Origin of the sequence: Streptomyces sp. NPDC048018 (genome assembly GCF_043202995.1) — a bacterium.
Classification (GTDB): Bacteria; Actinomycetota; Actinomycetes; order Streptomycetales; family Streptomycetaceae; genus Streptomyces.
Map to the genome: position 1 here is coordinate 491,864 of NZ_JBIDBK010000003.1, position 24,182 is coordinate 516,045.

Sequence of the window (24,182 nt, forward strand, 5' to 3'; positions counted from 1 at the left end):
GCGCGCAGCCGCTCACCCCGCGCGTGATCCTGATCACCCTCGGCGACGCGTCCCTGGTGGACGCCTCGTCCGCGACCGGCCCGCAGCACGCGACCGCGCTCGCCCCGGCCGCGCGGACCCGCTCGCGGCCGACCCCGGCGGGAGCGGTCGCGTCGGGCTCAGCCCCGCACCAGCGCCGCCGCCTCCCGCACCGTGAGCTCGCCGCCCTCGGCGTGCCGGGCGGTGAGGACGTCCGGGACGAGGGCGGCGCGCAGGGCCTGCTCGGCCCGGGCGCGCAGCAGGGCCTCGGTGCGGGAGGTCAGGGGGCGGATGCCCGCGCCGCCCGGGGTGCCGCGGTGGGCGTCGTAGGCGCCGAGGAGGCGGGCGCCCTCCTCGGGCTCTCCGGTCTCCGCGCGCACCCAGGCGGCGGCCGCGAGCTGGGTGACGATCAGATAGGGAGCGACCAGATGGGCCAGAGTCTCCATCGCGCCCACCGCCCGGGCGAGCCGGCCGGCGGCCTCCTCGAAGGCGCCGTCCAGGCAGTCGAGCCAGCCGCCGAGCCCGTCGAGCATGCCGTGGAAGAGGCCCGGGGTGAGGTCGCCGAGCTCCTCCCGCATCAGATCGAGCTGGGCCCGGGCCAGGGAGGTGCGGCCGGTGTTGCCGTAGTGCTGGGCGAGCAGCAGACGCGGTGTGCTCACCGCCTCGATGCCGGACTCGCCGGACTCCTCGGCGGCGTCGACCAGCAGGCGCTCCGCCTCCGCCCGCGCCTCCGGGTCGTCGGCCACGGCGGGGGTTACGGAGCCGGACGGCGGCGAGCAGCGCCTTGAACACCGGGATCTGGGAGCGGGCGCCGAGCCGCGCGACGGCGTCCACGGCCCGGGCGAAGTCCGCGGCGGCCTCGGCGGTGCGCCCGGCCCGTTCGAAGGTCTCGCCGCGTGCGGCGAGCGACTCGGCGATCCCCCAGGCGTCCCCGGCGGCCTCGAAGAGCGCCAGCGCCTCCTCGGCGTCCCGGGCCCGGCCGCCGAGGAGCTTGGCGCGCAGCAGCAGCCCGAAGGCGAGGTCCCAGCCGTCGCCGTGGGCGCGCGCGGCGGCCACCAGCGCGGCCAGGGTCTCGTCGAGGCTCCCGAACCGCCCGGTCATCAGCTGCGCGAAGAACCACATGGTGCCGGGGTGGCGCGCGACCTGCGGGAGGCCGGGGCGGTACGCGGCGATGATCGCGTCGAGCCGGGCGCGGCTCTCGGGGCGCTCGAACGCGGTGGCACCCTCGCCACCCTCGCAGGCGAGGGCGAGCAGCCGTCCGCCGCGCCGCGCCTCCCGCAGCCGCTCCCCCGACGTCAGCAACCGGAAACGGTCGTCCAACCGCTCCGCGATCTGCCGCACCCCCAGCATCCGCAACCGGGCCGCCGCCAGCTCGATCGCCAGCGGCAGACCGTCCAGCCGCCGCACGATCTCCGCCGCCGCCTCCGCGTCCTCCGCCACGTCGAAACCCGGCCGCGCCGCCGCCCCCCGCTCACCGAACAGCCGCACCGCCGTCGCCCACGGCAACGGACCCAACGGCCGCACCACCTCCCCCGGCACCCCCAACGGCTCACGACTCGTCGCCAGCACCGTCACCCCCGGACACCGCGCCAGCAACACCTCCACCAACTCCGCCGCCGCACCCACCACATGCTCACAGTTGTCCAGCACCAGCAGCATCCGGCGCCGTGCGCAGTGCTCCACGAGGGCGGTGACGGCGTCGCGGGCGCCCGGGTCGGCGAGGGCCGTGCCGCCCCAGAGGTGCGTCTCGCGCGCCCCGAGGCCGGTGAGGACGGCGGCCGGGACATCGGCCTCGGCGCGCACCGAGGCGAGTTCGACGAGCCAGGCCTCCAGGTCCCCGCCCGCAGCGGCCTCCAGCGCGAGCCGGGTCTTGCCCACGCCGCCGGGACCGACGAGGGTGAGGAGCCGCTGGGACCGCAACTCGGCCGCGACGTCGCACAGTTCCGCGTCCCTGCCCAGGAAGGAGGTGAGCGGGGCAGGCAGCGTCCCGCGGACGGCTCGCGACTCCTCGCCGGCCAGCAACTCCGCGTACAAGGTGCGGAGTTCGCGACCTGGTTCGGCGCCCAGGCGGTCCGCGAGGACGCGGCGCACGGTCTCGCACGCGTCGAGGCCCTCCGCCGGGCGCCCCGCGGCGCGCAGGGCACGGATCCGCAGCGCCTGCAGCGGCTCGTCCAAGGGGTGCTCCGCACATAGCGCGGCAAGCGGGCCGAGGGCGTCCTGGGCCCTGCCGAGGGCGACCGCGGCGGCGAGCCGGTCGCGCCGGGCGCGCAGGCGGCGCTGCTCGGCCCGGACGGCCAGCGGGTCGGTGTCGTGCCCGGGCAGGTCGGCCAGGGCGGGGCCGCGCCACAGGGCGAGGGCCTCGTCGAGGAGGCCGGCGGCCTGCCCGGGCCGGCCGGCGGCCAGCTCCCGGGCGCCCTGCTCGGCGAGGTCCTCGAAGCGGAACAGGTCGACGGCCTCGGGTGCGGCGGCCAGCCGGTACCCCCCGGGTTCGGAGGCGACCGCGGCGGGCCCGAGGGCACGGCGGAGCCGGCCCACGAGCGCCTGGAGGGCCGCCACGCGGGCGTCGGCGGTGTCCTCGGCCCACACCTGGGCGATCAGGGCGTCGGTGCGGACCGGACGTCCGCCCGCGGCGGCGAGCGCGGTGAGCAGGGCCCGCAGCCGGGCGCCGCCCAGGACGGCCTCGCCCCCGTCGGCGAGAAGGGCCTGGGCGGGTCCGAGGATGCGGTAGGGCGGCTGCACCGGCCCATTCTGCCGAATCGCCCGTGTGGCGGTGTCGCCGCCATGGCGTCCGGGGGGTGCCGGTTCGACAATGGGGAGGATGACCGATGACGAGCGGAGCACGCGCGGCGGCGAGATCGGGCCGACCGAGCGCCTCGCCATGAACCGCACCGGCAGCTTCGACTGGGATCTCGACACGGGCACCATCGATGTCGACGACGCGGGGCTGCTGGTCTTCGGGCTTGCCCCGGGCGACTTCGACGGGCGGCCCGCGACGCTCGTGCGCGGACTCGACCCCGGGGAGCGGACGCGGCTCGAAGGGGTCATCCGGCAGGCCATCACGAGCGGCGAGAGCTCGTACACGGCGCACGTGCGGGGCGAACGCCCCGACGGCACCCCCCAATGGACGCACGTGCAGGCGCGGATCCTGCGCCGGGACGGCGGGATGGCGCACCGGATCGTGGGGATCGTGCGGGACGCGACGACCGAGGTGACGCACTCGGCGTTCGTGCTCGACCTGGAGAAGCGGCGCGAGGTGCAGACCTCGATCGTGGAGCGGACGACGCACGCGCTGTCGCGGGCGGTGACCGTGGACGACGTGACGGCGGCGCTGACCGGGCCGGGCGGGCTGGCGCGGCTGGGCGCGGAGGGACTCGCGCTGGGCCTCGTGGAGAACGGCTCCCTCAACATCATCGCGCTGAGCGGTGAGTCCATGGAGGTCTTCGACGACTTCCGCAGCCGCCGTCTGGACCGCGGGCTGCCGCTCGCGGAGGCCGTGCTGAGCGGGCGGCCCCGCTTCGTGAACTCGTTCCCCACGCTCGGGCAGGACTTCCCCCAGCTCACGGACTACGTGAGCCGGATGCCGTTCAGGTCGGCCTGCTACCTACCGCTGGTCGCGCAGGCCCGCGCGCTCGGCGGGATGGCGCTGTTCTACCGGCGGCCGAGCACCTTCAAGTCGGACGAGCGCAATCTGCTGCTCGGCCTGGCGGCGATCGTCGCGCAGTCGCTGCAGCGGGCGATCCTCTTCGACGAGGAGCGGGAGCTGGCCACCGGGCTGCAGGCGACGATGCTGCCGCGGCGGATCCCCGTGATCACCGGGGGCGAGATCGCCGTCCGCTACCACGCGGCGTGGAGCGGGCGGCAGGTCGGCGGCGACTGGTACGACGTGATCCCGCTGCCGCGCGGGCGGGTCGGGGTCGTTGTGGGGGACGTCCAGGGGCACGACACGCACGCCGCCGCGATCATGGGCCAGCTGCGGATCGCGCTGCGGGCGTACGCGGGCGAGGGTCACGCCCCGTCGACGGTGCTCGCCCGGGCCTCGCGTTTCCTCGCCGAGCTGGACACCAACCGCTTCGCGACCTGCACGTACGCCCAGGTCGATCTGGCCGGGGGCACGGTGCGCGGGGTGCGGGCGGGGCATCTGGGGCCGCTGATCCGCCATACGGACGGGCGCGTGGGCCGGCCGAAACTGCGCGGCGGTCTGCCGCTGGGACTCGCGACGGTCTTCGGGGAGGAGGAGTTCCCCGAGACCCGGCTCGACCTCGTGCCCGGCGAGACGCTCGTGCTGTGCACGGACGGCCTGGTCGAACAGCCGGGCACGGACATCGAGACGGGGCTCGCGGCGCTCGCCGACGCGGTGAGCAGCGGCCCGCCGCAGGCGGAGGCGCTCGCGGACCACCTGTCGGAGACGCTGTGGGAGCGATGGGGGTCGGGCGACGACGTGGCCCTGCTCGTCCTGCGGCGCAGCCCCGACCCGGGCACGCCACGGGCCCCGCGCATCCACCAGTACATCCACCAGGCCGATCCCCAGGGGCTCTCCGACGCGCGGGCGGCGGTGGGACAGGCCCTCGTGGACTGGGGTATGCCCGAACTCGCCGACGACGCCGAGCTGTTGACGGGCGAACTGCTGGTCAACGTGCTGCTGCACACCGAGGGCGGCGCGGTGCTCACCCTGGAGGTGCTGCCGGAGCCGGTGCGGCGGGTGCGGCTCTCGGTCCAGGACCGGTCGAGCGCCTGGCCCCGGCGGCGCACCCCGGGCGAGGCGGCCACCTCGGGGCGTGGACTGCTCCTGATGGACGCCATCGCCTCGCGGTGGGGCGTGGAGCCACGTGGCGAGGGCAAGGCCGTGTGGTGCGAGATCGGCACCGTCGAGTCGAACGGGTCGGTGAACGGCACGGGAGGAACGGCGTCCCGCGACGCCGGCGCGGCTGCCGGTACGGCGTCCCGCGACGCCGGCGCGGCTGCCGGTACGGCGTCCCGCGGCGGCACGGCGTACCCCGGCGGGCCGGCGCCCCTGCGCGGCCCGGGCGGCCTGGGCGGCCCGGGTGACCTGGGCGACCCGGACGACCTGGGTGACTTCGGCGATCCGGGCCGGCCGGCGCGCTGAGCGGAAGAGCGAAAGGCGGTACAGGAATGGATCCGGTGGCGGCGCTGGAGCGGATCGCGTTCCTCCTGGAGCGCTCGCAGGCCCCCACCTACCGGGTCCGCGCCTTCCGTACGGCCTCGGCCGCGGTGAGCGCGCTCGGCGCCGACGAGGTGGCGCGGCGGGCGGCGGGCGGGACCCTGGAGAAGGTGAAGGGCATCGGCCCGAAGACGGCCGCCGTGGTGAGCGAGGCCCTGGCCGGGCGGGTGCCGGAATACCTGGAGCGCCTGGAGCGGGAGATCCCGGTGCCGCAGGCGCAGGGCGGCGACGCCCTGCGGGCCGCGCTGCGCGGCGACTGCCACCTCCACTCGGACTGGTCGGACGGCGGCAGCACCATCGAGGACATGGGCCGGACCGCGGCCCAACTGGGCCACGAGTGGGCGGTCCTGACGGACCACTCACCGAGCCTAAAGGTAGCCCGCGGCCTGTCCCCCGACCGGCTGCGGGAGCAACTGGACGTCGTGGCGGGGCTCAACGCGGAGTGGGCGCCCTTCCGGCTGCTCACCGGCATCGAGTGCGACATCCTGGAGGACGGCTCCCTCGACCAGGAGCCCGAACTCCTCGACCGGCTCGACCTGGTGGTGGGTTCGGTGCACTCGAAGCTGCGCATGGACGCGCGGTCGATGACCCGCCGCATGGAGCGGGCGGTCCGCAATCCCCTGATGGACGTGCTCGGTCACTGCACGGGCCGCCTGGTGAGCGGCGGACGGCTGCGCCCGGAGTCGGAGTTCGACGCCGAACGCGTCTTCGCCGCCTGCGCCGAGTCCGGCACGGCCGTCGAGATCAACAGCCGCCCGGAGCGTCTGGACCCGCCGCGCCGGCTGCTCCGGCTCGCGGTGGACGCCGGGGTGCACTTCGCGGTGGACACCGACGCGCACGCCCCGGGCCAGTTGGAGTGGCAGATCTTCGGCTGCGCGCGGGCGGAGGAGTGCGGGGTCCCGGCCGACCGGGTGATCAACACCCGGTCCGCCGAGGACCTGCTCGCCTGGACCAGGGCCTGACGTGCGCCCCGGGCGTGCCGCCGGGCGCCCCGGCCGCCTCCGGGCCGGGGACCGGCGCCACGGCCCCAGGACCCGGCGCCGCGGGCTCACGGCCCGCCCGCCCGGGGGTCGTCGGCGCTCCGGGGGCGATGCTCAGGCGCGCTGCCAGACCGTGGTGGCGTTGCAGAACTCGCGGATGCCGTGGCCCGAGAGCTCGCGGCCGTAACCGGAGCGCTTCACGCCGCCGAAGGGAAGGGCGGGGTGAGAGGCGGTCATGCCGTTGACGAAGACGCCGCCGGCCTCCAGGTCCCGGACGAAGAAGGCGACGTCCTCCTCCCTGCGGGTCCAGACGTTCGCGCTCAGGCCGAAGGGCGAGTCGTTGGCGACGGTGACGGCTTCCTCGATGTCGGCCACCGGATAGAGGGTGGCGACCGGACCGAAGGTCTCCTCCCGGTGGATGCGCATGGCCGGGGTGATGCCGGTGAGGACGGTCGGCTGGTAGAACCAGCCGCGCGGGAACGCGGGCGGCCGGGCGCCGCCGCACAGGACGGTCGCGCCGGCGTCGACCGCGTCGTCGACCAGGGCCTCCAGGTCTGCGCGCCCCTGCTCGGTGGCGAGCGGGCCGACGTCGGTGTCGTCGTCGAGGGGATCTCCGACGGCGAGGGCGTTCATGGCGGCCGTGAAGCGCTCGGCGAAGTCGTCGTAGACGTCCCGGTGGACGATGAAGCGCTTGGCCGCGATGCAGGACTGCCCGTTGTTCTGGACGCGCGCGGTGACGGCGGTCTTCACGGCCCGGGGCAGGTCGGCGGAGGGCATGACGATGTAGGGGTCGCTGCCGCCGAGCTCCAGGACGGTCTTCTTGACCTCGTCCCCCGCGATCGAGGCCACCGAGCGGCCGGCCGGCTCGCTGCCCGTGAGGGTGGCGGCCACGACGCGGCGGTCGCGCAGCACGCCCTCGACGGCGCCGGAGCCGATGAGGAGGGTCTGGAAACAGCCCTCGGGGAAACCGGCGCGGCGGAACAGCTCGCCGAGGTAGAGAGCGGTCTGGGGCACGTTGGAGGCGTGCTTGAGCAGGCCGGTGTTGCCGGCCATGAGCGCGGGCGCGGCGAAGCGGATCACCTGCCAGAGCGGGAAGTTCCACGGCATCACCGCGAGGACCGGGCCGAGCGGCCGGTAGTGGACGCGCGCGAGGTCGGCGCCCGCGTCCTGCACGTCGTGCTCGCTGGGGTGCTCGTCGGCGAGCAGGGCCTCGGCGTGCTCGGCGTACCAGCGCATGGTCTTGGCGCACTTGGCGGCCTCGGCGCGGGCCGCCACGATCGGCTTGCCCATCTCCGTGGTCATCGTGCGGGCGATGTCCTCGGTGTCCTCGTCCAGGAGGGCCGCCGCCGCGCGCATCAGCCGGGCGCGATCGGCGAAGGGGGTGGTGCGGTACTGGCGGAACGCCTCGTGGGCGGCGTCGATGCGGCGTTCGACCTCGTCCGGCCCGTGCGCCTCGTACGTGCGCAGCGTCTCGCCCGTCGCCGGGTTCACGGTGGCGATGCCCATGTCGTCTCCTCCTGGCCTCCGCCCCCACCGTCAACCTTCCGCGGCCCGGGCCCGCCCGCAAATCGGGGCGGGGCGGTGGGGTGACACCGGCCGGACTCAGCCGCCCGTGACCCAGCGGAGCGCACCGGCCAGGTGGGCGCGGAAGACGGGGTGAGTGTACGCCTCGGGGGCGTGGCCGAGCGCGGTGAACAGGACCCGGCCCCGGTCGGGAGTGGCGTCCCGGCACCACACCAGGGGGTGGTCGGCGCCCAGGGTGCCGCCCCGGTAGCTGCGCTCGTCGACGCGGGCCAGCACCCGGACGCCGGTGGCCCGGGGGTTGGCGGTGAAGTTGTACCACTCGTCGGTCCACTCCCAGCGGCCGGGCAGCGCCGCGGTCGCCGGGTGGTCGGGCGCGTCGACGCACACGGCGCCGGGCTGGAGCTCGGGGTGTCCGTCGAAGCGGGTGCCGAGGAGCTCGCCGTAGAAGGGCCAGTCGGGTTCGGCGTTGGCCGCCGCGTGGACGGCGAGAAGGCCGCCGCCGCCCCGGACGTACGCCTCGAAGGCGGCGCGGCCCGCGTCGGTGAGGACGGTGCCGGTGGTCGAGAGCAGCACGACGGCGGCGCAGCGGGCGAGCCGGTGCGGGGTGAGGACGGCGGGGTCCTCGGAGACCTCGGCGCCGAATCCGGCCTCGGCGGCGAGCCCGGCCAGGGCGGCGGCGCCGGCGGGGATGGAGTCGTGGCGATAGCCGGTGGTACGGGTGTAGACGAGGACGTCCCTCGCCGTGCTGCTCGCCACGTGCCGTACGCCCCTGCTCTTCCCTGGTCCGGCGCGCGTGCGTCCTCGTCGGGGGCAAGCGCTTTCCCGCCGACCGTAGCCAGCGAAATCCCGCTGCCGCAAGGGCTTTGTCTGCGCCAGACTGCGCCGATGGAACTCCTGACCCGATCGCGTCGCGCCCTCGCCCACGTCTCCGCCCGGTCCACGGGCGGCCCGCTCGCCCCCGCCCTGCGGGTGACCCTGAACTTCCATCCCACCTTCCTCGGACGGCTCGCCGAGGAGGGCGTCTACCGCTCGCAGTTCGTCACCGGCACCAGCAACGGCGGGCTCACCGCCCACCCGGGCGGCGACCGGTGGCGCTGGGAGAGCCGGATCTTCGGGGGTGCGTACGACGACGCCCCGGCGCACGAGCGGCCGGTGTACGGCGCGCTCGACCACCGCCGCCGGCCCTACGGGGCGGCGCCCCGCTTCGGGTCCGCGCATCTCCGGCTCGCCGCGCCCGCCCTGTCCCGTACGACCTTCTGCTATCCGGACAGCGTCCTGGAGCCGGCCGACTTCGGCGTCGCGGAGCGGGCGGCGGCGCTGATCGCGCTCGCGTCGGCCGACGACCGGGACGCGCTCGACGACTACATCGAGGCGCAGGTCCACGGCCCCGTGGAGATCGCCCGGGACGTGGAGGCACTCGTCCTGGACCCGTCCTTCCGCGGTACGGAGGTGGAGGCCGCGGCCCGCGCGCTGCCGTGCCCCGTGGAGTGGCACGGCGGTTTCCGGCTGTCGGTCGAGGAGTTGCGGCGGCGGCCGGACTTCCGGGGGCCGGAGTTCGTGGAGCTGGGCGCCGCGATCGCCGTGGACGGGTGGCTGGATCCCCGGATCGTGCAGGAGGCGGCCGAGTCGGGCCGTCACGACCGGCAGGACGTGAAGCGGGTGTGGCATCTGCTGGCCAGGTTCGGGGCGCCCGGGGCCTGAACGGACGGATCGGGACGTCCCTCGCCGGCTGGTTCCAGGCCCGGCCGCTGTGGGATCAGATCGCGGCCTCGGACCCGGGCCTCTTCGACCGAGACGGGGGCCGGGTCCGGGAGAGAGCCTGCTCGGGAGGCGGAGCCGGTGAGTGTGCGGGAGCCGGCGGCTGCGGCTCCCGTCCCACCGGACGCGTGGAGGCCGCCAACAGCGGTGCCAGGAAGTCGCGTTCGAGGCTGCCCGGGGGCAGGGCGTCCGGCTCGACGTAGCTCTGCCCCAGCCCGCCCTCGCGCAGGGCGACGATCAGCCGGGCGAACCGGTCGGCGTCCACGGTGAGTTCGAGGCCCGCCCGGTCCAGGACCAGCTCCAGGCCGCGGGCGATCTCGGCGCGCAGCCGGGCGTCGTGCCGGGCGAGCACCCACGCCGCCTGCGGGTCACGGATGGCGTGCAGGGTGAACTCCGTACTGACCAGGTACCAGTCGCGCTCGTCCGGCTCGACGCGCGAGGCGAGCCGGGCCAGCCGCTCCAGGGTGCACTCCGCGGGGGCGAGCGCGTCGATCGCCTCGGCGAGGCGGCTCACGACCCGCTCGCCGTGCTCGTCGAACAGGGCGAGGAAGAGCTCCTCCTTGCTCGCGAAGTTCGAGTAGTAGGCGCCTCGCGTGAATCCGGCGCGCTCGCAGATCTGCTCGATCGACGCGGCGTGGAAGCCGTGCTCGGCGAAGGTCTCCAGGGCCGCCTTCAACAATGCCGCACGGGTGCGGGGGCGGCGCTTGGTGACACCTTTCGGCACGGGCGGCTCCTCCTTCGCGTCCCCTCCACGGGGTGGGTCGCTCCCCCTCGGGGTGCGGGTGGGCGGCCCCTCACGGGGCGGGTCGGCGCCCACGATACCGGCGGCCCGGCCGGGCACGGACCCGCCGTCGACGTTAAGATTCACGCATGGGAGAGCGGCCCGTTGCGCCCGCCGCACCCGAACTGGTCCTCGAGATCGACGGGGACGCGAACCCGGTGCACCCGGGCCGCGTCTATCGCATCGGGCGCGACCCCACCAGCGACTTCGTCCTCGGCGACGCCCGGACGTCCTGGCACCACGCGGTGCTGCGGGCGGACGGCGACCACTGGACCCTCGAGGACGCCGACAGCACGAACGGCACCTACGCCGACGACCGCCGGGTGCACCTGAGCGTGGTCGGCGAGGGCACCGTCATGCGCTTCGGCCATCCTTCGGAAGGGCCGAGAGCGGTGCTCCGGCCGCCCCCGGGCGCCCCGCCCGCCGGTTCGGCGCCCCCGGATCCCGTACGGGCGGAGCCGGACCGGCCGCCGGATCCCGTACGGGGAGAGCCGGCCGGCCCCCTGCCGCCCGCCGCGCCCGAACCCGTGCCGCCCGAGCCCGTGCGGCCCCCCGCGGCCGCGGCTCCCGCGCCTCCGCCGCCCTCGCCTCCGGCCGCCGAGCCCGCGGCCGTCGACCGTCCGGCCGCCGAGCCCGCCGCTCCCGAGCCCCCCGCGGCCCCCGGCTCCGCACCACCGCCGGACTTCGGCTCCCACGCCCCCGCAGATCTCGGCTCCGCCGCACCTCCGGACTTCGGCTCCCCCGTGCCACCGGGGCTCGGCTCCCCCGCACCCCCGGCGCCGCCGCCCCGTCCGTCGTCCGTCGCGTACCCCGCCCTGACCGGGACCTTCCGGCAGCCGACCTCCGTGCGGCCGCTGCCCGCGCACGCGGTCCGGATCGGCCGGGCGGCCGACAACGACCTGGTCGTCGACGACCTGACCGTCTCACGCCGGCACGCCGAGCTGCGGGCCGCGCCGGACGGCACGTACTGGATCCACGACCTCGGCAGCCACAACGGCACCTTCCTCAACGGGCGCCCCGTCACGGAGGCGCGCGTGGGGCCCGAGGACATCGTGGGCATCGGGCACTGCGCGTTCTGCCTCATCGGCGGAAACCTGGTCGAGTTCACCGACACCGGCGAGGTCTCGCTCGACGTGCAGGAACTGGCCGTCACCGTCGACCACGGGCGCAAGACGCTCCTGGACGGCGTCTCCTTCCCCGTGGGGCAGAAGTGCCTGCTCGCCGTCGTGGGCCCGTCCGGCGCGGGCAAGTCGACGCTCCTCGGCGCGCTCACGGGGCAGCGGCCCGCCGACCGGGGCACGGTCCTCTACGACGGCCGCGACCTCTACCGGGACTACGCCGAGCTGCGCCAGCGCATCGGTCTCGTCCCGCAGGACGACATCCTGCACCTCCAGCTCACCGTCCGGCGGGCCCTCGGCTACGCCGCCGAGCTGCGCTTCCCCGAGGACACCGCCGCCGAGGAGCGGCGGGCCCGGGTGGACGAGGTGATCCGCGAACTCGGTCTGGTGGAACGGGCCGGACAGCCGATCCACAGCCTCTCCGGCGGCCAGCGCAAACGGGTGAGCGTGGCCCTGGAGCTGCTGACCAAGCCGTCGCTGCTCTTCCTCGACGAGCCCACCTCCGGGCTCGACCCGGGCATGGACCGCTCCGTGATGCACATGCTGCGCGGACTGGCCGACGACGGGCGCACCGTCATCGTCGTCACCCACAGCGTGCTCAGCCTGGACGTGTGCGACCGGCTGCTCGTCCTCGCGCCGGGCGGCCGGGTGGCCTACTACGGTCCGCCGGGCGACACGCTGGACTTCTTCGGCTTCCCGCAGTGGCCGGAGGCGTTCGAGGCCTTCGAGAACGACCGCGACCGGGACTGGGCGGGCCAGTACCGCGGCTCGCGCTTCCACCGGCAGTACATCGACGAGGCGACGGAGCGCCCGGGCCTGCCCCAGGCGGGGACCCCGCCCGAGCCGGCGCCGCCGCCGAAGGCGCAGAGCTGGTGGGCCCAGCTGCGTACGCTCGTCCGGCGGTACGCGGCGGCCCTGTCCGCCGACCGGACCTTCCTCGCGATCATGGTGGCGCTGCCGTTCGTCATGGGTGCGATGGCCCGCGCCCTGTCGGAGGGCAGGCTCAATCCCGAGTCGACCCTGAACGTCCTGCTGATCCTGTGCGTCGGCGGGGTGCTGACGGGCGCGGCCAACGCGGTGCGCGAGCTGGTGAAGGAGCGGACCATCTACCGGCGGGAGAGAGCCGTCGGCCTGTCCCGTTCGGCGTATCTGATGTCCAAGGTGGTCGTCCTGGGCCTGATCACGGTCGTGCAGGCGGTGGTCCTCACCCTGGTCGCGCTGATCGGCGTCCCGCTCGGGGCGCCCGACGGCAAGGGTGTGCTGATGCCGCCGCTGCTGGAGATCACCCTGGCCGTCGCCCTGCTCTCGTTCACGGCCATGATGCTCGGCCTGTTCGTCTCCGCCCTGGTGCGCAAGGAGGAGGTGACGATGCCGCTGCTCGTCCTCCTCGCCATCGTCCAGGTGGTGTTCTGCGGCGCACTCCTGAACGTGCGCGGCACACCGGTGCTGGAGCAGCTGGCCTGGCTGGTGCCGTCCCGGTGGGCGTTCGCGGCGATGGGCGCGACCATCGACATCCAGGCCACGGTGCCGGGCGAGAAGACCGCCGACCCGCTGATGGACCACACGGTGAGCGCGTGGCTCGTCGACATGGGGATGCTGGTGGTGCTGAGTGTCGTCCTCGGGCTCGTGGTGGCCCGGCTGCTGCGCCGGCACGAGCCGGTCGTGATGCGGAGGTAGGAACCCTTGGTGTCCACCGACTACATGCCGGACTTCGCACCGGACTTCCGGCCCACGCACGTCGTGCCGCGCGAGGGCCTGCCCGCGTGGGAGGCGCCCGACCCCGCGCTGCCGACGGAGCCGCTGGACGCGTTCCTGCCGGTGCAGCTGCTCGACCGGGTCGGTGACTGGGGGCAGGTGCTCTGCTCGAACGGCTGGTCCGCCTGGGTCGACGCCCGCCTGCTGGTGACCGTTCCGGCCGATCCGCCCGCCGCGGGACGCTCCCTGGCCAGGACCGCCGACCCGCGCCCGCTGATCGCCCGCGCGGAGGACGCCCTGGGCCGCTACCGGCGGGCCGCCGAGGAGCTCTCGGCGGGCCGGGCGGACGGCGAGACGTTCCGGCGGCGCACCCGGGGGCTGCGGGTCGGGATGGTCGTGGACGGCGAGTCGGTGTGGCTGTACGACGCGGAGCACGAGCGGTGGGTGTACTGCGACGGCACCGGTCTGAGCACCTACGCCGCCTCGGCCCGTCCGTCGGCGGCCTCGCCCGCGCCCGCCGACCGGGAGCCGGTGCACGAGCCGACACAGGTGGTGCCCCAGCTGCTGCAGGAGGGGGGTCCCGGGGCCACCCAGGTCGTGGACGGGGCGGCGGGCCCCCCGGGGCGGGCCGGACGCGGCGACGAGCCGGGTGAGGACGCATGACCGAGGGCCCGGGCAGCTCCGGCGCGGACCCCGGTCTTCCCGCGGGCCGGGACTCGGGGCTCCTGGGCAAGCGGATCGCCGGATACCTCGTCGAGGAGGAGATCGGGCGGGGCGGCATGGCGGTGGTCTACCGGGCCCGTGACCTGCGACTGGACCGGATCGTGGCACTGAAGCTGCTCGCCCCCGAGCTGGCCCGCAACGACACCTTCCGCAAGCGCTTCGCGCACGAGTCGCGGGTCGCTGCGGCCATCGACCACCCGCACATCGTGCCGGTCTTCGAGGCGGGCGAGACCGAGGGCGTGCTGTACATCGCGATGCGCTTCGTACCGGGCCAGGACCTGCGGGCGCTGCTGGACCGGGAGGGGCCCCTGGACCCGGTCACGGCGGGGCGGATCGCGGTGCAGGTGGCGTCGGCCCTGGACGCGGCGCACGCGCACGACCTGGTGCACCGGGACGTGAAGCCCGGCAACATCCTGGTGGCCGAGGGCACCGACCGGGACCATCCCGAGCACGTCTATCTGACCGACTTCGGTCTGACGAAGAAGTCCCTGTCGCTGACCGGTTTCACCACGGTGGGACAGTTCGTGGGGACCCTCGACTACGTGGCGCCCGAGCAGATCTCCGGGAAGCCGGTGGACGGCCGCTGCGACGTCTACAGCCTGGCGTGCGTGGTCTTCGAGACGCTGGCCGGGGTGCCGCCGTTCCGCAGGGACGACGACATGGCGCTGCTCTGGGCGCACCAGTACGATCCGCCGCCCCCGCTGTCGGAGGAGCGGGCGGGTCTGCCGGAGGCGGCGGACGCGGTGTTCGCGCGGGCTCTCGCGAAGGCTCCGGAGGAGCGGTACGGGACGTGCCTGGAGTTCGTGGCGGAGCTGCGGGCGGTCCTGGAGCGGGGCGCCCGGGTCGGAAGGCATCCGCGGGAGGACACCGGCCGGTGGCCGGAGGGCCCGCCGCCGCAGCCGCCGGCGTGGGCACGGCCGGTGTTCAGGGAGCTGTGACCGGCCGGCGTTGAGGGAGCTGGGACCGGCCGGTCTTCAGGCAACGGAGACCGGCCGGTGTTGAGGGAGCTGGACCGGGGCCGTTCAGGGGGCTTCGACGTCGGCGGGCGGGGTCTCGATCTCCCCGCGGCGACGGACGCGGGTGGCGAGGAGTCCGCCGAGGAATCCGGCCACCAGCCCCCAGAGGAGGGCGAGGCCGACGGTCTGCCAGACGTGCGGGCGGAGCACGACCTCGGCGCCGAGCGCCTCCAGGTCGCCGATCCCGAGGATCGACAGGCCGAAGCGGGCCTCGACGAGGGTGAGCGGGGTGATCACCAGCATGGTGACGGCGAAGCCGATCCCGAGGTGCAAGGCGTGCCGCCACGGGCGGATCCGGGCCGGTGAGCGGGTGGCCATGACGAACGCGGCGCCGAGGACGAGCACGGCCGCGACCGGCAGCAGCCACCAGGCGCGTCCGTCGTAGGCGGCGAGCGAGGACAGGTCGACGGTCTTCAGCTGCTTGCCGTCGCCGCCGCGCAGCACCGCGTCGAGGATCTCCGGCATGGGCAGCCCGAACGGGCCGTCGACCCGGCCGTCGTAGGAGCCGCCGATGCCGACGACGAGGGCGAGCCAGCTGACGTTGGGCAGGCCGAGCAGCAGGACGGCGAAGGTCTCGGCGGCGTGCCCCTTGGTGGCGGCGACGACCAGGCCGATGACGAGGCCGATGGCCACGTACGCGAGGACGAGGAGCAGCAGCGCGGAGGCGGCGGGGCGGACCGCCTGGTGGTGACGGACCAGGCGGGCGGGCAGCGGGGCGCGGCGGGAGACGAGCAGGGCGACGACGAGGACGCCGAGGATCCACAGCAGGCCGTAGAAGAGCGTGGGGGCGACGTCGGTGGTGAAGCCGACGCTGGGGTTCGTGGCGTCGAGGAGGTCCTTGAAGAGGTCGCCCAGGTCGCCTGCCTCCTCGGTGCCGCCGCCGAGGCTGACGGGGAAGTCGTGGCGGGCGAGCGCGCACAGTCCGCCGAGCGCGGCGATCCAGAGCACGACCGTGGGTACGGCGAGTCCGAGGAGGTCTCGGACCCGCGCGACGGCGTGGTGGCGCAGCGGACGCAGGAAGAGGGTCCCGGTGACGAGTGCGCCCACCAGGGTGACGGTGAGGGGCATGGCGGTCAGGTCGGCCTGGGTGCCCGCGAGGGATCCGGCGTCGCCGGAGAGGCCGACCTGTCCGCCGCAGGCCATGACGACGACAGCGGCGAGGACGGCGACGAAGGCGCCTGATCCGCCCGGCAGGTCGGCCGCGCCCGCGGCCCACAGGCCGAGGGCGGCGGTGACGCCCATCGCGAGGTAACCGGCGACGACGGCGGCGAGACCGGCCGCGACGCCGCGGGCGAGATGCCCCGGGGCGTCGTCGGGCGCGGTGCGGCCGGATGGGGTGGGGAGCCGAGTGCTCACCCTGCCCACGCTAATGCCGGCGGGTGCGGTCCGCTTGCGGGCGACACCCGTTCCGCGCACACAATGGGCGCGGAACGGAAGAAAGGGAAAAACGTGACTTCCCACCCGCCGTCCGACCGGCCCTCGGTACCTCCCACCGGCCCGCCCTCGGGTCCCCTCTCGGGTCCCAGCACGCGCCCCGGCCAGACCGCGCCCCCACCACCCACCGGCCCTCCGCACGACGGTTCGGGCGGGGGCGGCCGCGGTGGCGGCGGAGGGGGTGGCGGCGGAGGCGGCGGCTCCGGCGGCCGATCGGGCGGCGGAGCCGCCGGCGGCGGCGGTCAGGGCCCGTGGTGGCGCTCCGTCCCCAAGGTGGCCTCGCTGACCGCGGTCCTGGTGGCGGCCGTCGCGCTCGTCGTCGTGCTCACCCAGCGCGACAGCGGCGGCGGTGCGAACCAGGCAGGCTCCGGAGGCGGTGAGGTGTTCCTGCAGAACACCTCCGCGAGCGGGCCCGATCCCTTCACCCGCTCCACCGCGCGGACGAGCGGCGAGAGCGTCGCGCCGCCCCCGCTGCCCAGCGTGACCGCCACGGACGCCAACGCGACGCGCAGCGTGTCGGGTTCGGCACCCGGCCTGTACGGCGGTACGCACCGCGTCGCGAGCTGCGACGTCGAGGCCCAGGTCCGCTTCCTCGCGGAGGAGCCCGCCAAGAACGCCGCCTTCGCCTCGGTGATCGGCATCAAGGCCACCGAAGTGCCGGGCTACCTGCGCTCCCTGACGCCCTTGCAGCTGCGGGTGGACACGCGGGTGACCAACCACGGCTTCCGCGGCGGCTCCGCCGCGCCGTTCCAGTCGGTGCTCCAGGCGGGCACGGCGGTCCTGGTCGACGACCACGGGGTGCCCCGGGTGCGCTGTGCCTGCGGCAATCCGCTGACCCCGCCGGTCGCGCAGAAGGCGCCGAAGCAGGTCGGCGCCGCGTGGCCGGGCTACCGGAGCAGCAACGTCGTGGTCGTGAAGCCGTCCGTGACGGTCATCAACGTCTTCGTGATCTACGACGTGCACGACGACCGCTGGATCGCCCGCCAGTCGGGCGACACGGGCCACCACGACAAGCACACGACGCCCCCGCCGCAGCCGTCGAGGTCCCCCTCGACGTCGCCGGTGCCGTGCGTGACGGTCACGGGTACGCAGACCCCCACGCCCAGCAACGGCGTGACGCCCTCGCCGTGCCCCCTGCCGGTCACCTCGACGAGCTCGCCGGCCCCCTCGACGTCGAGCTCCTCGGCGACCCCGTCCACCGTGACCCCGTCCACGGTGACGCCCTCCACGGTGACGCCGTCCTCGTCGGCGCCGTCCGCCCCGTCCTCGGGCCCGGAGTCGCAGCCGGCCACCCTCACCCCGCCCGCGAGCGGGTCGGCCGACCAGCCGGCGAACCAGTCCGCCGGCTCGACGTCGTCGGACCCCGCCCTCATCGGCTCGCCGCCCGCCCCGGCGGCGCCCGGTGCTCACCCCCTGGCCTGAGCACCCCGGGCAGGGCACTGCCGGGCCCCACGACCCCACCGCCCCCGCCTTCGCACTCCCCCGTCGGGGATGCGGCGGCGGGGCGGTGGGGTCGCGTCAGCACTGCGGAATCCGCCGTCCGGCGTCCCGGAGCCGATGCCCCGCGGCGGGCATCGGCTCGCGGCGCACCCGCGTGCGGCGGCGCAGCGCCCGGATTCCCGCCCGCAGGCGCCGGAGCCGGCGTCCGAGGCCCCACGGCGGCGCGATCCGCTCCTCCGCGCGCCGCTGCCACGCCCTCTCGTCGCGATCGGTGACGTCACCGGACATGCTCCCCACCCCTCTCCTCTGGACCTACCAGGCCACTGACGCGGAGTCTGTAGCCTTATTGGCCTGGACAGCAGAGCCAATGAGGAGTGATTGGCATGGCAGAGGGTCGAGTGGTCCGCACCGTGGTCGCCGTGTCGGATCGCACGGTGAGCGGTCGGCAGCTGGCGGCACTGCTCACCCCGCCGGAACACGGCCGCTTCGGCTATCGCGAGCTGGCCCGGGCGGTCCGGGAGACGCTGCTCGACGGGCGGGTCGCGCTGCGGATGCGCCTGCCCGCCGAGCGCGAGCTGGCGGGGGCGCTCGCGGTGAGCCGGACGACCGTCACCGCCGCCTACGACCTGCTGCGGGAGAGCGGATACGCGCACAGCAGGCAGGGCGCCGGGACCTGGACCACGCTGCCCGAGGGACAGACCCCGATCGGTCCCGCCGCGATCCACGGGGACGGCGAGTCCGTGATCGACCTGGCGCTCGCCGCCCCCGAGGCGCCCGCGGGGCTGCTGGCCGAGGCGCTCGCGACCGCGTCCGCCGAACTGCCCCGGTACGCGGCGTCGCAGGGCTACCACCCGTACGGGCTGCCCGAGCTGCGGGCGGCCGTCGCCGACCGGTACACCGCGCGCGGCCTGCCGACCCGCCCCGAGCAGATCCTCGTGACCACGGGCGCCCAGCAGGCGCTCGCCCTCGCCCTCGCGCTGCTCGGCGGGCCCGGTGACCGGGTGCTGGCCGAGAACCCCTCGTACACCAACGCCCTGGACGCCATGCGCGGCCACCGGATGCGCATCACGCCCGTCCCGGTGACCGACGCCGGCTGGGACAGCGGTCTGATCGACGCGGCGCTGCGCCAGACCGCGCCGCGGCTCGCCTACCTGATCCCCGACTTCCACAATCCGACCGGCCGGCTCATGCCGGACGAGCAGCGCCGGGAGATCGCCCGGGCGGCGCGGACCACCGGGACCTGGCTGCTGGTGGACGAGACGCTGTCCGACATCGCCCTGGACGTGCCGGCCCCCCGGCCCTTCGCGGCCTCGGCCGGTCCCGGCGCGGGCGAGCAGGTCATCAGCGTCGGCTCGCTCAGCAAGAGCTGCTGGGGCGGGCTGCGGGTCGGCTGGGCACGGGCCTCCTCGCGCATGGTGACGGAGCTGGCCCGGGTGCGGATCACCCACGACCTCGCGGGATCGGTCCTCGACCAGCTGCTGGCCGTCGCCCTGATGGACCGGATCGACCCGCTGCTCCCGGGCCGGGCGGCGGAGCTGCGGCGGCGCCGGGAGGCCTTGGCGACGGCCCTCGCCCGGCACGTGCCGGAGTGGCAGTGGACGCTGCCGCCGGGCGGGCTGTGCCTCTGGATCGACCTCGGCCGGCCCATCGCCTCGCAGCTCGCGGCGCGCGCCCTGCGACACGGCGTACGGGTGGAGGGCGGGGCCCGGTTCGGGGTGGACCCGGGCACCCATGAGCACCGGCTGCGGATCCCCTTCGCCCTGCCGGGCGAGGTGTACGAGACGGCGGCCGAACGGCTCGCGGCGGCCCTGGAGGGCGCGCCGGCCCGGATCGCCGACCCCGGGCTGCCGGACTGGGTGGCCTGAGGGCCACCGCGCCCGCCGCGCCCCGCCCCGGCCCGGGCGCACGCCGGGCCACGGGCCCGCGCCCCGGCCGGCGCGCACCGACAGCCCCGCGCACCGATAATCGGATGCCCGGGGCAACGGCCCTTGTGTACGGTCGACCGGGTGGAACCACTGACCGACAAAGAGATCCGCGCGTCCTTCGTGAACTGCACGAAGGGTGACGCGGCCCGGATGAAGCTCCCGCTCGACTTCGCCGAGCTGCCGTGGGAGGACCTGGACTTCCTCGGCTGGGTCGATCCGGGCGCACCGCTGCGCGCCCACCTCGTCGTGCCGCGCCCCGGGGGGCCGGTCGGCATCACGCTGCGCGTGCCGGCCGTCGGCCGCACGAGCGCGACGAAGTCCAGCATGTGCCAGCTCTGTCTGACCGCGCACGCCTCCTCTGGCGTGACCCTGCTGGTCGCGCCCCTGGCCGGCCCGCGCGGACGTGAGGGCAACACGGTGGGGACGTACATCTGCGCCGACCTCGCCTGCCCGCTCTACGCGCGCGGCAAGCGGCAGCCGAAGCTGCGCGGCCGGCGCCACGAGGAGTCCCTGACCGTCGACGAGCAGGTCGACCGGATGATGGGCAACCTGGACGCCTTCGTGAACCGGGTGACGGCCGGCTGACGCCCGGCGAAGGGCGCCGGCACGGCGCCCACGCCCGCGCGGTCACCACCGCCGAGTCGGCGTGGAGACACCGCCGGGCGGCCACGGGGTCAGCCGACCTCGCCCTGAGCCCGCTCGCGGCGAGGGCCACCGCCCGGGCCCTCGCCGCGCGGAGGGGAGCCGGGTCAGCGCCGGAGCGCCGCGCGGGCGGGAGCCGGTCAGCGCCCGAGCGCCGCGAGGCCCTTGCGCAGGTCCTCCCGGTCCATGACCGGTGTGTAGTCGATCTTCGCGTGGAGCCGCATGAAGAAGGGCTCCGAGATCTTCGGCATCAGCGAGGCGTCGTCCATGTCGAAGAACACGTACGCCGTCCGGCAGCCGTCGCCGACCGTGAAGTAGGCGGCCTCGGGACGGAGCTCCGCCATGGCGTCCTCGACCGTCTTCTCCAGGGTCCCCTGCTGGATGGCCTCGTTGGAGGCGGCGGTCTCCATCTGGATTCTCAGCATCATGCGCATGATGCGGCCTTTCCCGACCGGGCAGGCACGCCGTTCGATGCGCGCTCGACGCCCGGACGCGCTCCCTTCCAGGGTCCTCCCTCCCCGGTACCCGCTCCACTCGGCGGGCCGCCGCCGCGCGCCGGCGGGCGGCGGTACGCCGTCGGCCGTCAGCGGAAGGCCTGCTCGCCGGTGAGCGCCTTGCCGATGACCAGGGCGTGCACCTCGCTGGTGCCCTCGTAGGTGAGGACCGACTCCAGGTTGTTGGCGTGGCGCAGCACCGGGTACTCCAGGGTGATCCCGTTGGCGCCGAGGATGGTGCGGCACTCGCGGGCGATGGCGATGGCCTCGCGCACGTTGTTCAGCTTGCCGACGCTGATCTGCTCCGGGGTCAGCGTGCCCGCGTCCTTGAGGCGTCCGAGGTGGAGGGCGAGCAGCATGCCCTTCCCGAGCTCCAGGGACATGTCGGCGAGCTTCTGCTGCGTCAACTGGTAGGAGGAGAGGGGCCGGGAGAAGACCGTGCGGTCGCCGGCGTAGGAGAGGGCCGTCTCCAGACAGTCGCGGGCGGCTCCGAGGGCGCCGAAGACGATGCCGAAGCGGGCCTCGTTGAGGCAGCCCAGCGGGCCGGACAGGCCGCGCGCGTCGGGGAGCATCGCGTCGGCGGGCAGGCGCACGTCCTCCATGACCAGTTCGCTGGTGACGCTGGCACGCAGGGACAGCTTCTGCTTGATCTCGGGGGCGCTGAAGCCGGGGGTGTCGGTGGGCACGACGAAACCGCGGACGCCGTCCTCGGTACGGGCCCAGACGACCGCCACGTCGGCGACGGAGCCGTTGGTGATCCACATCTTGGTGCCGTTGAGCACCCAGTCGGCGCCGTCCCGCTTGGCGTTGGTGCGCATGGCGCCCGGGTCGGAGCCGGCGTCGGGCTCCGTGAGCCCGAAGCAGCCGATGTACTCGCCCGCGGCCATCCCCGGCAGCCAGCGCTGCTTCTGCTCCTCGGAGCCGAACTTCCAGATCGCGTACATGGCGAGCGAGCCCTGCACGGAGACGAGCGAGCGCAGACCGGAGTCGACGGCCTCCAGCTCCATGCAGGCGAGGCCGTAGGCGACGGAGTTCGTCCCCGCGCAGCCGTAGCCCTCCAGGTGCATGCCGAGGACGCCCAGGCCGCCGAGGGTGCGGGCGAGTTCACGGGCCGGGATCGCCCCGGTCTCGAACCACTCGGCGACGTGCGGGCGCAGCTCGCGGTCGGCGAGCGCCCGCACGGTGCGGCGGATCTCCCGCTCCTCGTCGGTGAGCAGCCCGTCGACCGCGAGCAGGTCGAGCGGGTGGACGGGCGCGGACTGCGACGAACGCGACGGCTGCGGCGACGACTTCACGGACGGCCTCCTGGCGACTGTGGCTACTCGGCGTGCCGAAGCGTAGCCCCAGATCGGATATTGGATCCAGTATTGAATATCCGATCTCCGCTGCGTACGGTCCGCTTGGATCCGATCGCCGACGCAGCGCCGACGCAAGGAGAGCGGAATGCACGCGGAACACCCGGAGGTCCGGCCCGGGGCGGCCACGGCCGGCGCCCTGTCCGGGATCGTGGTCGCGGACTTCGGCCGGGTGCTGGCCGGCCCGTACATGACGATGCTCCTGGCGGACCTCGGCGCCGAGGTCGTGAAGATCGAGCGCCCCGGCTCGGGGGACGACACCCGCGCGTGGGGCCCGCCGTTCGCCGACGGCCAGGCCACCTACTTCCTCGGGGTGAACCGCAACAAGCGCTCCGTGGCGCTCGATCTGACCGACCCGGCCGATCTGGAGACGGCCCGGGCGATCGTGGACCGCGCCGACGTGCTCGTCGAGAACTTCCGCCCCGGCACCATGGACAGGCTCGGCCTCGGCTACGAGCGGGTCCGGGCGGCCAACCCCGGCCTGGTCTACTGCTCCGTCACCGGTTTCGGCTCCGCCGAGGGCGCCGCACTGCCCGGCTACGACCTGCTCGTGCAGGCCATGGGCGGGCTGATGAGCGTGACCGGCGAGCCCGGCGGCCCCGGCACCAAGGCGGGCGTCGCGCTCGTCGACGTGATCACCGGCCTCCACGCCGGCATGGGCGTGCTCGCCGCCCTCCGCCACCGCGAACGCACCGGCGAGGGGCAGCGGCTCGAGGTGTCCCTGCTGGGCTCCCTGCTCTCCGCGCTCACCAACCAGGCGGCGGCCCACCTCGCCGCGGGCGTCGTCCCGCGCGCCCTGGGCAACCGGCACCCCAGCATCACCCCCTACGAGGTCTTCGAGGCGAGCGACCGCCCGCTCGTCCTGGCCGTCGGCAACGACCGCCAGTTCCGCACCCTGTGCGCCCGGATCGGCAGCCCCGGACTCGCCGACGACCCGCGCTTCGCGACCAACGCGGCCCGGGTGGCCCACCGCGAGGAGCTGGCCGCGGCGCTGTCCGGGCCGCTCGCGGGTCGCACGGCCGACGCCTGGTTCGAGGAGCTGACGGCCGCCGGGGTCCCCTGCGGCCCGATCAACGACCTCGCCGGTGCCTTCGCGCTCGCCGACCGCCTCGGCCTGCGGCCGCGGGTCCCCGACGCGGCGGCCGGGCCCGGCCAGGTCGCCCACCCGATCGCCTTCGACGCCACCCCCGCCGCCTACCGCTCCGCTCCTCCGCGGCTCGGCGAGCACACGGCCGAAGTCCTGGCCGAACTCGGGCGGTTCGCCGACCGGCCCTAGGTGTACGGATCACGAGCGTTCCCGACAGGTCCGGAGGGCCTGTCGGCGACCCGTAGGAACATGAACGTCACGCATGCGAGGGAAAGGGCCCAGCGATGAGCAGCGCCATGGAGAGGAGGCGGCCGCCGACCGCCCAGCAGTTCGTCCTCGAGGAGCTGCGACGCGCCATCACGACCGGGGAGTTGCGGCCGGGCGGCCCGATCCGGCAGGACGCCCTCGCGGCGCGGCTCGACGTGAGCCGGGTCCCGCTGCGCGAGGCGCTGAAGACGCTGGAGGCCGAGGGTCTCGTGGTGCACCACGTCCACCGGGGTTATTTCGTCGCCGAGTTGTCCCTCGACGACTTGGAGGAGATCTACCGGATCCGCCGGCTACTGGAGACGGAGGCGGTCCGCGCGGCGCTCGGCCGGATGCCGGAGGACCTGGTCGGGTCCCTGGAGCGGATCCAGGACGAGGTGGAACGGGCCTCTCTGGCAGGAGACGTGACCGCGATGGCCGAAGCCAATCGGCGCTTCCACTTCACCCTGATCGAGGCCTCGGGAATGCCGCGCCTGGTGCGCCTGATCGCCACCCTGTGGGACGCCACCGACGCGTACCGGTCGCTCTACTACACGGACACCGCCCACCGGGAGCTCGCGGTCCACGAGCACCGGGCGGTCATCGCGGCCCTGGGCGAGGCCGACGAGGCCGCGGCGGTCCGCCGGCTCGACGAACACCGGTCCCACGCCGTCGCCGCACTGCGCGAGGTGCTCGCCCCGGGGTGACGCACGGCCGCCCACGGACCCGACGGCGCCCACGGACGCGACGGCGAGGCGGCCCGGGCCCGG

At 75.1% G+C, this 24,182-nt stretch carries 20 protein-coding genes and 1 pseudogene; 12 read left to right on the forward strand and 9 right to left on the reverse strand.

What is annotated here, in order from left to right; translation table 11 throughout:
- Positions 1–158 precede the first annotated feature (158 nt).
- Positions 159–764: a hypothetical protein gene (locus tag ACGF1Z_RS13520; protein WP_393003260.1), complete on the reverse strand. Its 606-nt coding sequence runs from the start codon at positions 762–764 to the stop codon at positions 159–161.
- An 883-nt stretch (positions 765–1,647) separates the two neighbouring features.
- Here ACGF1Z_RS13520 and ACGF1Z_RS13525 point away from each other — a divergent pair.
- Positions 1,648–2,211, forward strand: coding sequence for a hypothetical protein (locus ACGF1Z_RS13525; RefSeq protein ID WP_393003262.1), 564 nt, complete (start codon positions 1,648–1,650; stop codon positions 2,209–2,211).
- Here ACGF1Z_RS13525 and ACGF1Z_RS13530 read toward each other — a convergent pair.
- Positions 2,095–2,943: pseudogene (locus ACGF1Z_RS13530) on the reverse strand (BTAD domain-containing putative transcriptional regulator); the annotation flags it as partial. The gene ACGF1Z_RS13525 and the pseudogene ACGF1Z_RS13530 sit on opposite strands and share 117 nt — an antisense overlap.
- Here ACGF1Z_RS13530 and ACGF1Z_RS13535 point away from each other — a divergent pair.
- On the forward strand, positions 2,837–5,122 hold the full coding sequence (locus ACGF1Z_RS13535) for a SpoIIE family protein phosphatase (RefSeq protein ID WP_393003264.1): 2,286 nt from the start codon (positions 2,837–2,839) through the stop codon (positions 5,120–5,122). The pseudogene ACGF1Z_RS13530 and the gene ACGF1Z_RS13535 sit on opposite strands and share 107 nt — an antisense overlap.
- A 26-nt stretch (positions 5,123–5,148) precedes the next feature.
- Positions 5,149–6,159, forward strand: a complete 1,011-nt coding sequence (locus ACGF1Z_RS13540; protein ID WP_393003266.1) for a PHP domain-containing protein — start codon at positions 5,149–5,151, stop codon at positions 6,157–6,159.
- 132 nt (positions 6,160–6,291) lie between these two features.
- On the opposite strand, the gene ACGF1Z_RS13545 is transcribed toward ACGF1Z_RS13540, so the two are convergent.
- Positions 6,292–7,683 (reverse strand): NADP-dependent succinic semialdehyde dehydrogenase, encoded by a 1,392-nt coding sequence (locus ACGF1Z_RS13545; protein ID WP_393003268.1) that lies wholly within the window; start codon positions 7,681–7,683, stop codon positions 6,292–6,294.
- 96 nt (positions 7,684–7,779) lie between these two features.
- Positions 7,780–8,457: a ThuA domain-containing protein gene (locus ACGF1Z_RS13550; RefSeq protein WP_393003270.1), complete on the reverse strand. Its 678-nt coding sequence runs from the start codon at positions 8,455–8,457 to the stop codon at positions 7,780–7,782.
- A 129-nt stretch (positions 8,458–8,586) separates the two neighbouring features.
- Here ACGF1Z_RS13550 and ACGF1Z_RS13555 point away from each other — a divergent pair, with 129 nt between their 5' ends.
- Positions 8,587–9,402, forward strand: coding sequence for a DUF3626 domain-containing protein (locus ACGF1Z_RS13555; RefSeq protein WP_393003272.1), 816 nt, complete (start codon positions 8,587–8,589; stop codon positions 9,400–9,402).
- A gap of 55 nt (positions 9,403–9,457) precedes the next feature.
- On the opposite strand, the gene ACGF1Z_RS13560 is transcribed toward ACGF1Z_RS13555, so the two are convergent.
- Positions 9,458–10,183 (reverse strand): TetR/AcrR family transcriptional regulator, encoded by a 726-nt coding sequence (locus ACGF1Z_RS13560; RefSeq protein WP_393003274.1) that lies wholly within the window; start codon positions 10,181–10,183, stop codon positions 9,458–9,460.
- A 146-nt stretch (positions 10,184–10,329) separates the two neighbouring features.
- Here ACGF1Z_RS13560 and ACGF1Z_RS13565 point away from each other — a divergent pair, with 146 nt between their 5' ends.
- The 3 genes from ACGF1Z_RS13565 to ACGF1Z_RS13575 are packed head-to-tail and all read left to right on the forward strand — an operon-like array spanning position 10,330 to position 14,714.
- Positions 10,330–13,035 (forward strand): FHA domain-containing protein, encoded by a 2,706-nt coding sequence (locus ACGF1Z_RS13565; RefSeq protein ID WP_393003276.1) that lies wholly within the window; start codon positions 10,330–10,332, stop codon positions 13,033–13,035.
- A gap of 9 nt (positions 13,036–13,044) precedes the next feature.
- Entirely contained in the window at positions 13,045–13,716 is a 672-nt protein-coding gene (locus tag ACGF1Z_RS13570) for a hypothetical protein (RefSeq protein ID WP_393003278.1), read from the forward strand.
- Positions 13,713–14,714, forward strand: a complete 1,002-nt coding sequence (locus tag ACGF1Z_RS13575) for a serine/threonine-protein kinase (protein ID WP_393003280.1) — start codon at positions 13,713–13,715, stop codon at positions 14,712–14,714. The genes ACGF1Z_RS13570 and ACGF1Z_RS13575 overlap by 4 nt, the downstream gene beginning before the upstream one ends.
- 84 nt (positions 14,715–14,798) lie before the next feature.
- Here the strand turns inward: ACGF1Z_RS13575 and ACGF1Z_RS13580 are convergent, their stop codons facing one another.
- Positions 14,799–16,148, reverse strand: a complete 1,350-nt coding sequence (locus ACGF1Z_RS13580; RefSeq protein WP_393003282.1) for a streptophobe family protein — start codon at positions 16,146–16,148, stop codon at positions 14,799–14,801.
- Between the two features lie 93 nt (positions 16,149–16,241).
- Between ACGF1Z_RS13580 and ACGF1Z_RS13585 the strand changes: the two genes are divergently transcribed.
- The gene (locus ACGF1Z_RS13585) at positions 16,242–17,648 is read left to right on the forward strand and encodes a DUF6777 domain-containing protein (RefSeq protein ID WP_393003284.1); all 1,407 of its coding nucleotides are present in this window, start codon (positions 16,242–16,244) and stop codon (positions 17,646–17,648) included.
- A gap of 96 nt (positions 17,649–17,744) precedes the next feature.
- Here the strand turns inward: ACGF1Z_RS13585 and ACGF1Z_RS13590 are convergent, their stop codons facing one another.
- Positions 17,745–17,954: a hypothetical protein gene (locus ACGF1Z_RS13590; protein ID WP_393003286.1), complete on the reverse strand. Its 210-nt coding sequence runs from the start codon at positions 17,952–17,954 to the stop codon at positions 17,745–17,747.
- A gap of 95 nt (positions 17,955–18,049) precedes the next feature.
- On the opposite strand from ACGF1Z_RS13590, the gene ACGF1Z_RS13595 reads away from it, so the two are divergent.
- Both ACGF1Z_RS13595 and ACGF1Z_RS13600 read left to right on the forward strand, forming a co-directional pair.
- A complete protein-coding gene (locus ACGF1Z_RS13595) occupies positions 18,050–19,531 on the forward strand; it encodes a PLP-dependent aminotransferase family protein (protein ID WP_393003288.1) in 1,482 nt (493 codons plus the stop codon).
- A gap of 141 nt (positions 19,532–19,672) precedes the next feature.
- The gene (locus ACGF1Z_RS13600) at positions 19,673–20,176 is read left to right on the forward strand and encodes an FBP domain-containing protein (RefSeq protein WP_393003290.1); all 504 of its coding nucleotides are present in this window, start codon (positions 19,673–19,675) and stop codon (positions 20,174–20,176) included.
- A 197-nt stretch (positions 20,177–20,373) separates the two neighbouring features.
- Here ACGF1Z_RS13600 and ACGF1Z_RS13605 read toward each other — a convergent pair whose 3' ends face one another.
- Positions 20,374–20,661, reverse strand: coding sequence for a DUF3303 family protein (locus ACGF1Z_RS13605; RefSeq protein ID WP_393003292.1), 288 nt, complete (start codon positions 20,659–20,661; stop codon positions 20,374–20,376).
- 155 nt (positions 20,662–20,816) lie between these two features.
- Complete coding sequence (locus ACGF1Z_RS13610; protein WP_393003294.1) at positions 20,817–22,022, reverse strand: acyl-CoA dehydrogenase family protein; 1,206 nt, start codon at positions 22,020–22,022, stop codon at positions 20,817–20,819.
- Between the two features lie 148 nt (positions 22,023–22,170).
- On the opposite strand from ACGF1Z_RS13610, the gene ACGF1Z_RS13615 reads away from it, so the two are divergent.
- Both ACGF1Z_RS13615 and ACGF1Z_RS13620 read left to right on the forward strand, forming a co-directional pair.
- On the forward strand, positions 22,171–23,358 hold the full coding sequence (locus ACGF1Z_RS13615; protein WP_393003296.1) for a CaiB/BaiF CoA transferase family protein: 1,188 nt from the start codon (positions 22,171–22,173) through the stop codon (positions 23,356–23,358).
- Positions 23,359–23,453: 95 nt separating this feature from the next.
- The gene (locus ACGF1Z_RS13620; protein WP_393003298.1) at positions 23,454–24,119 is read left to right on the forward strand and encodes a GntR family transcriptional regulator; all 666 of its coding nucleotides are present in this window, start codon (positions 23,454–23,456) and stop codon (positions 24,117–24,119) included.
- The last annotated feature ends 63 nt before the right edge of the window (positions 24,120–24,182 follow it).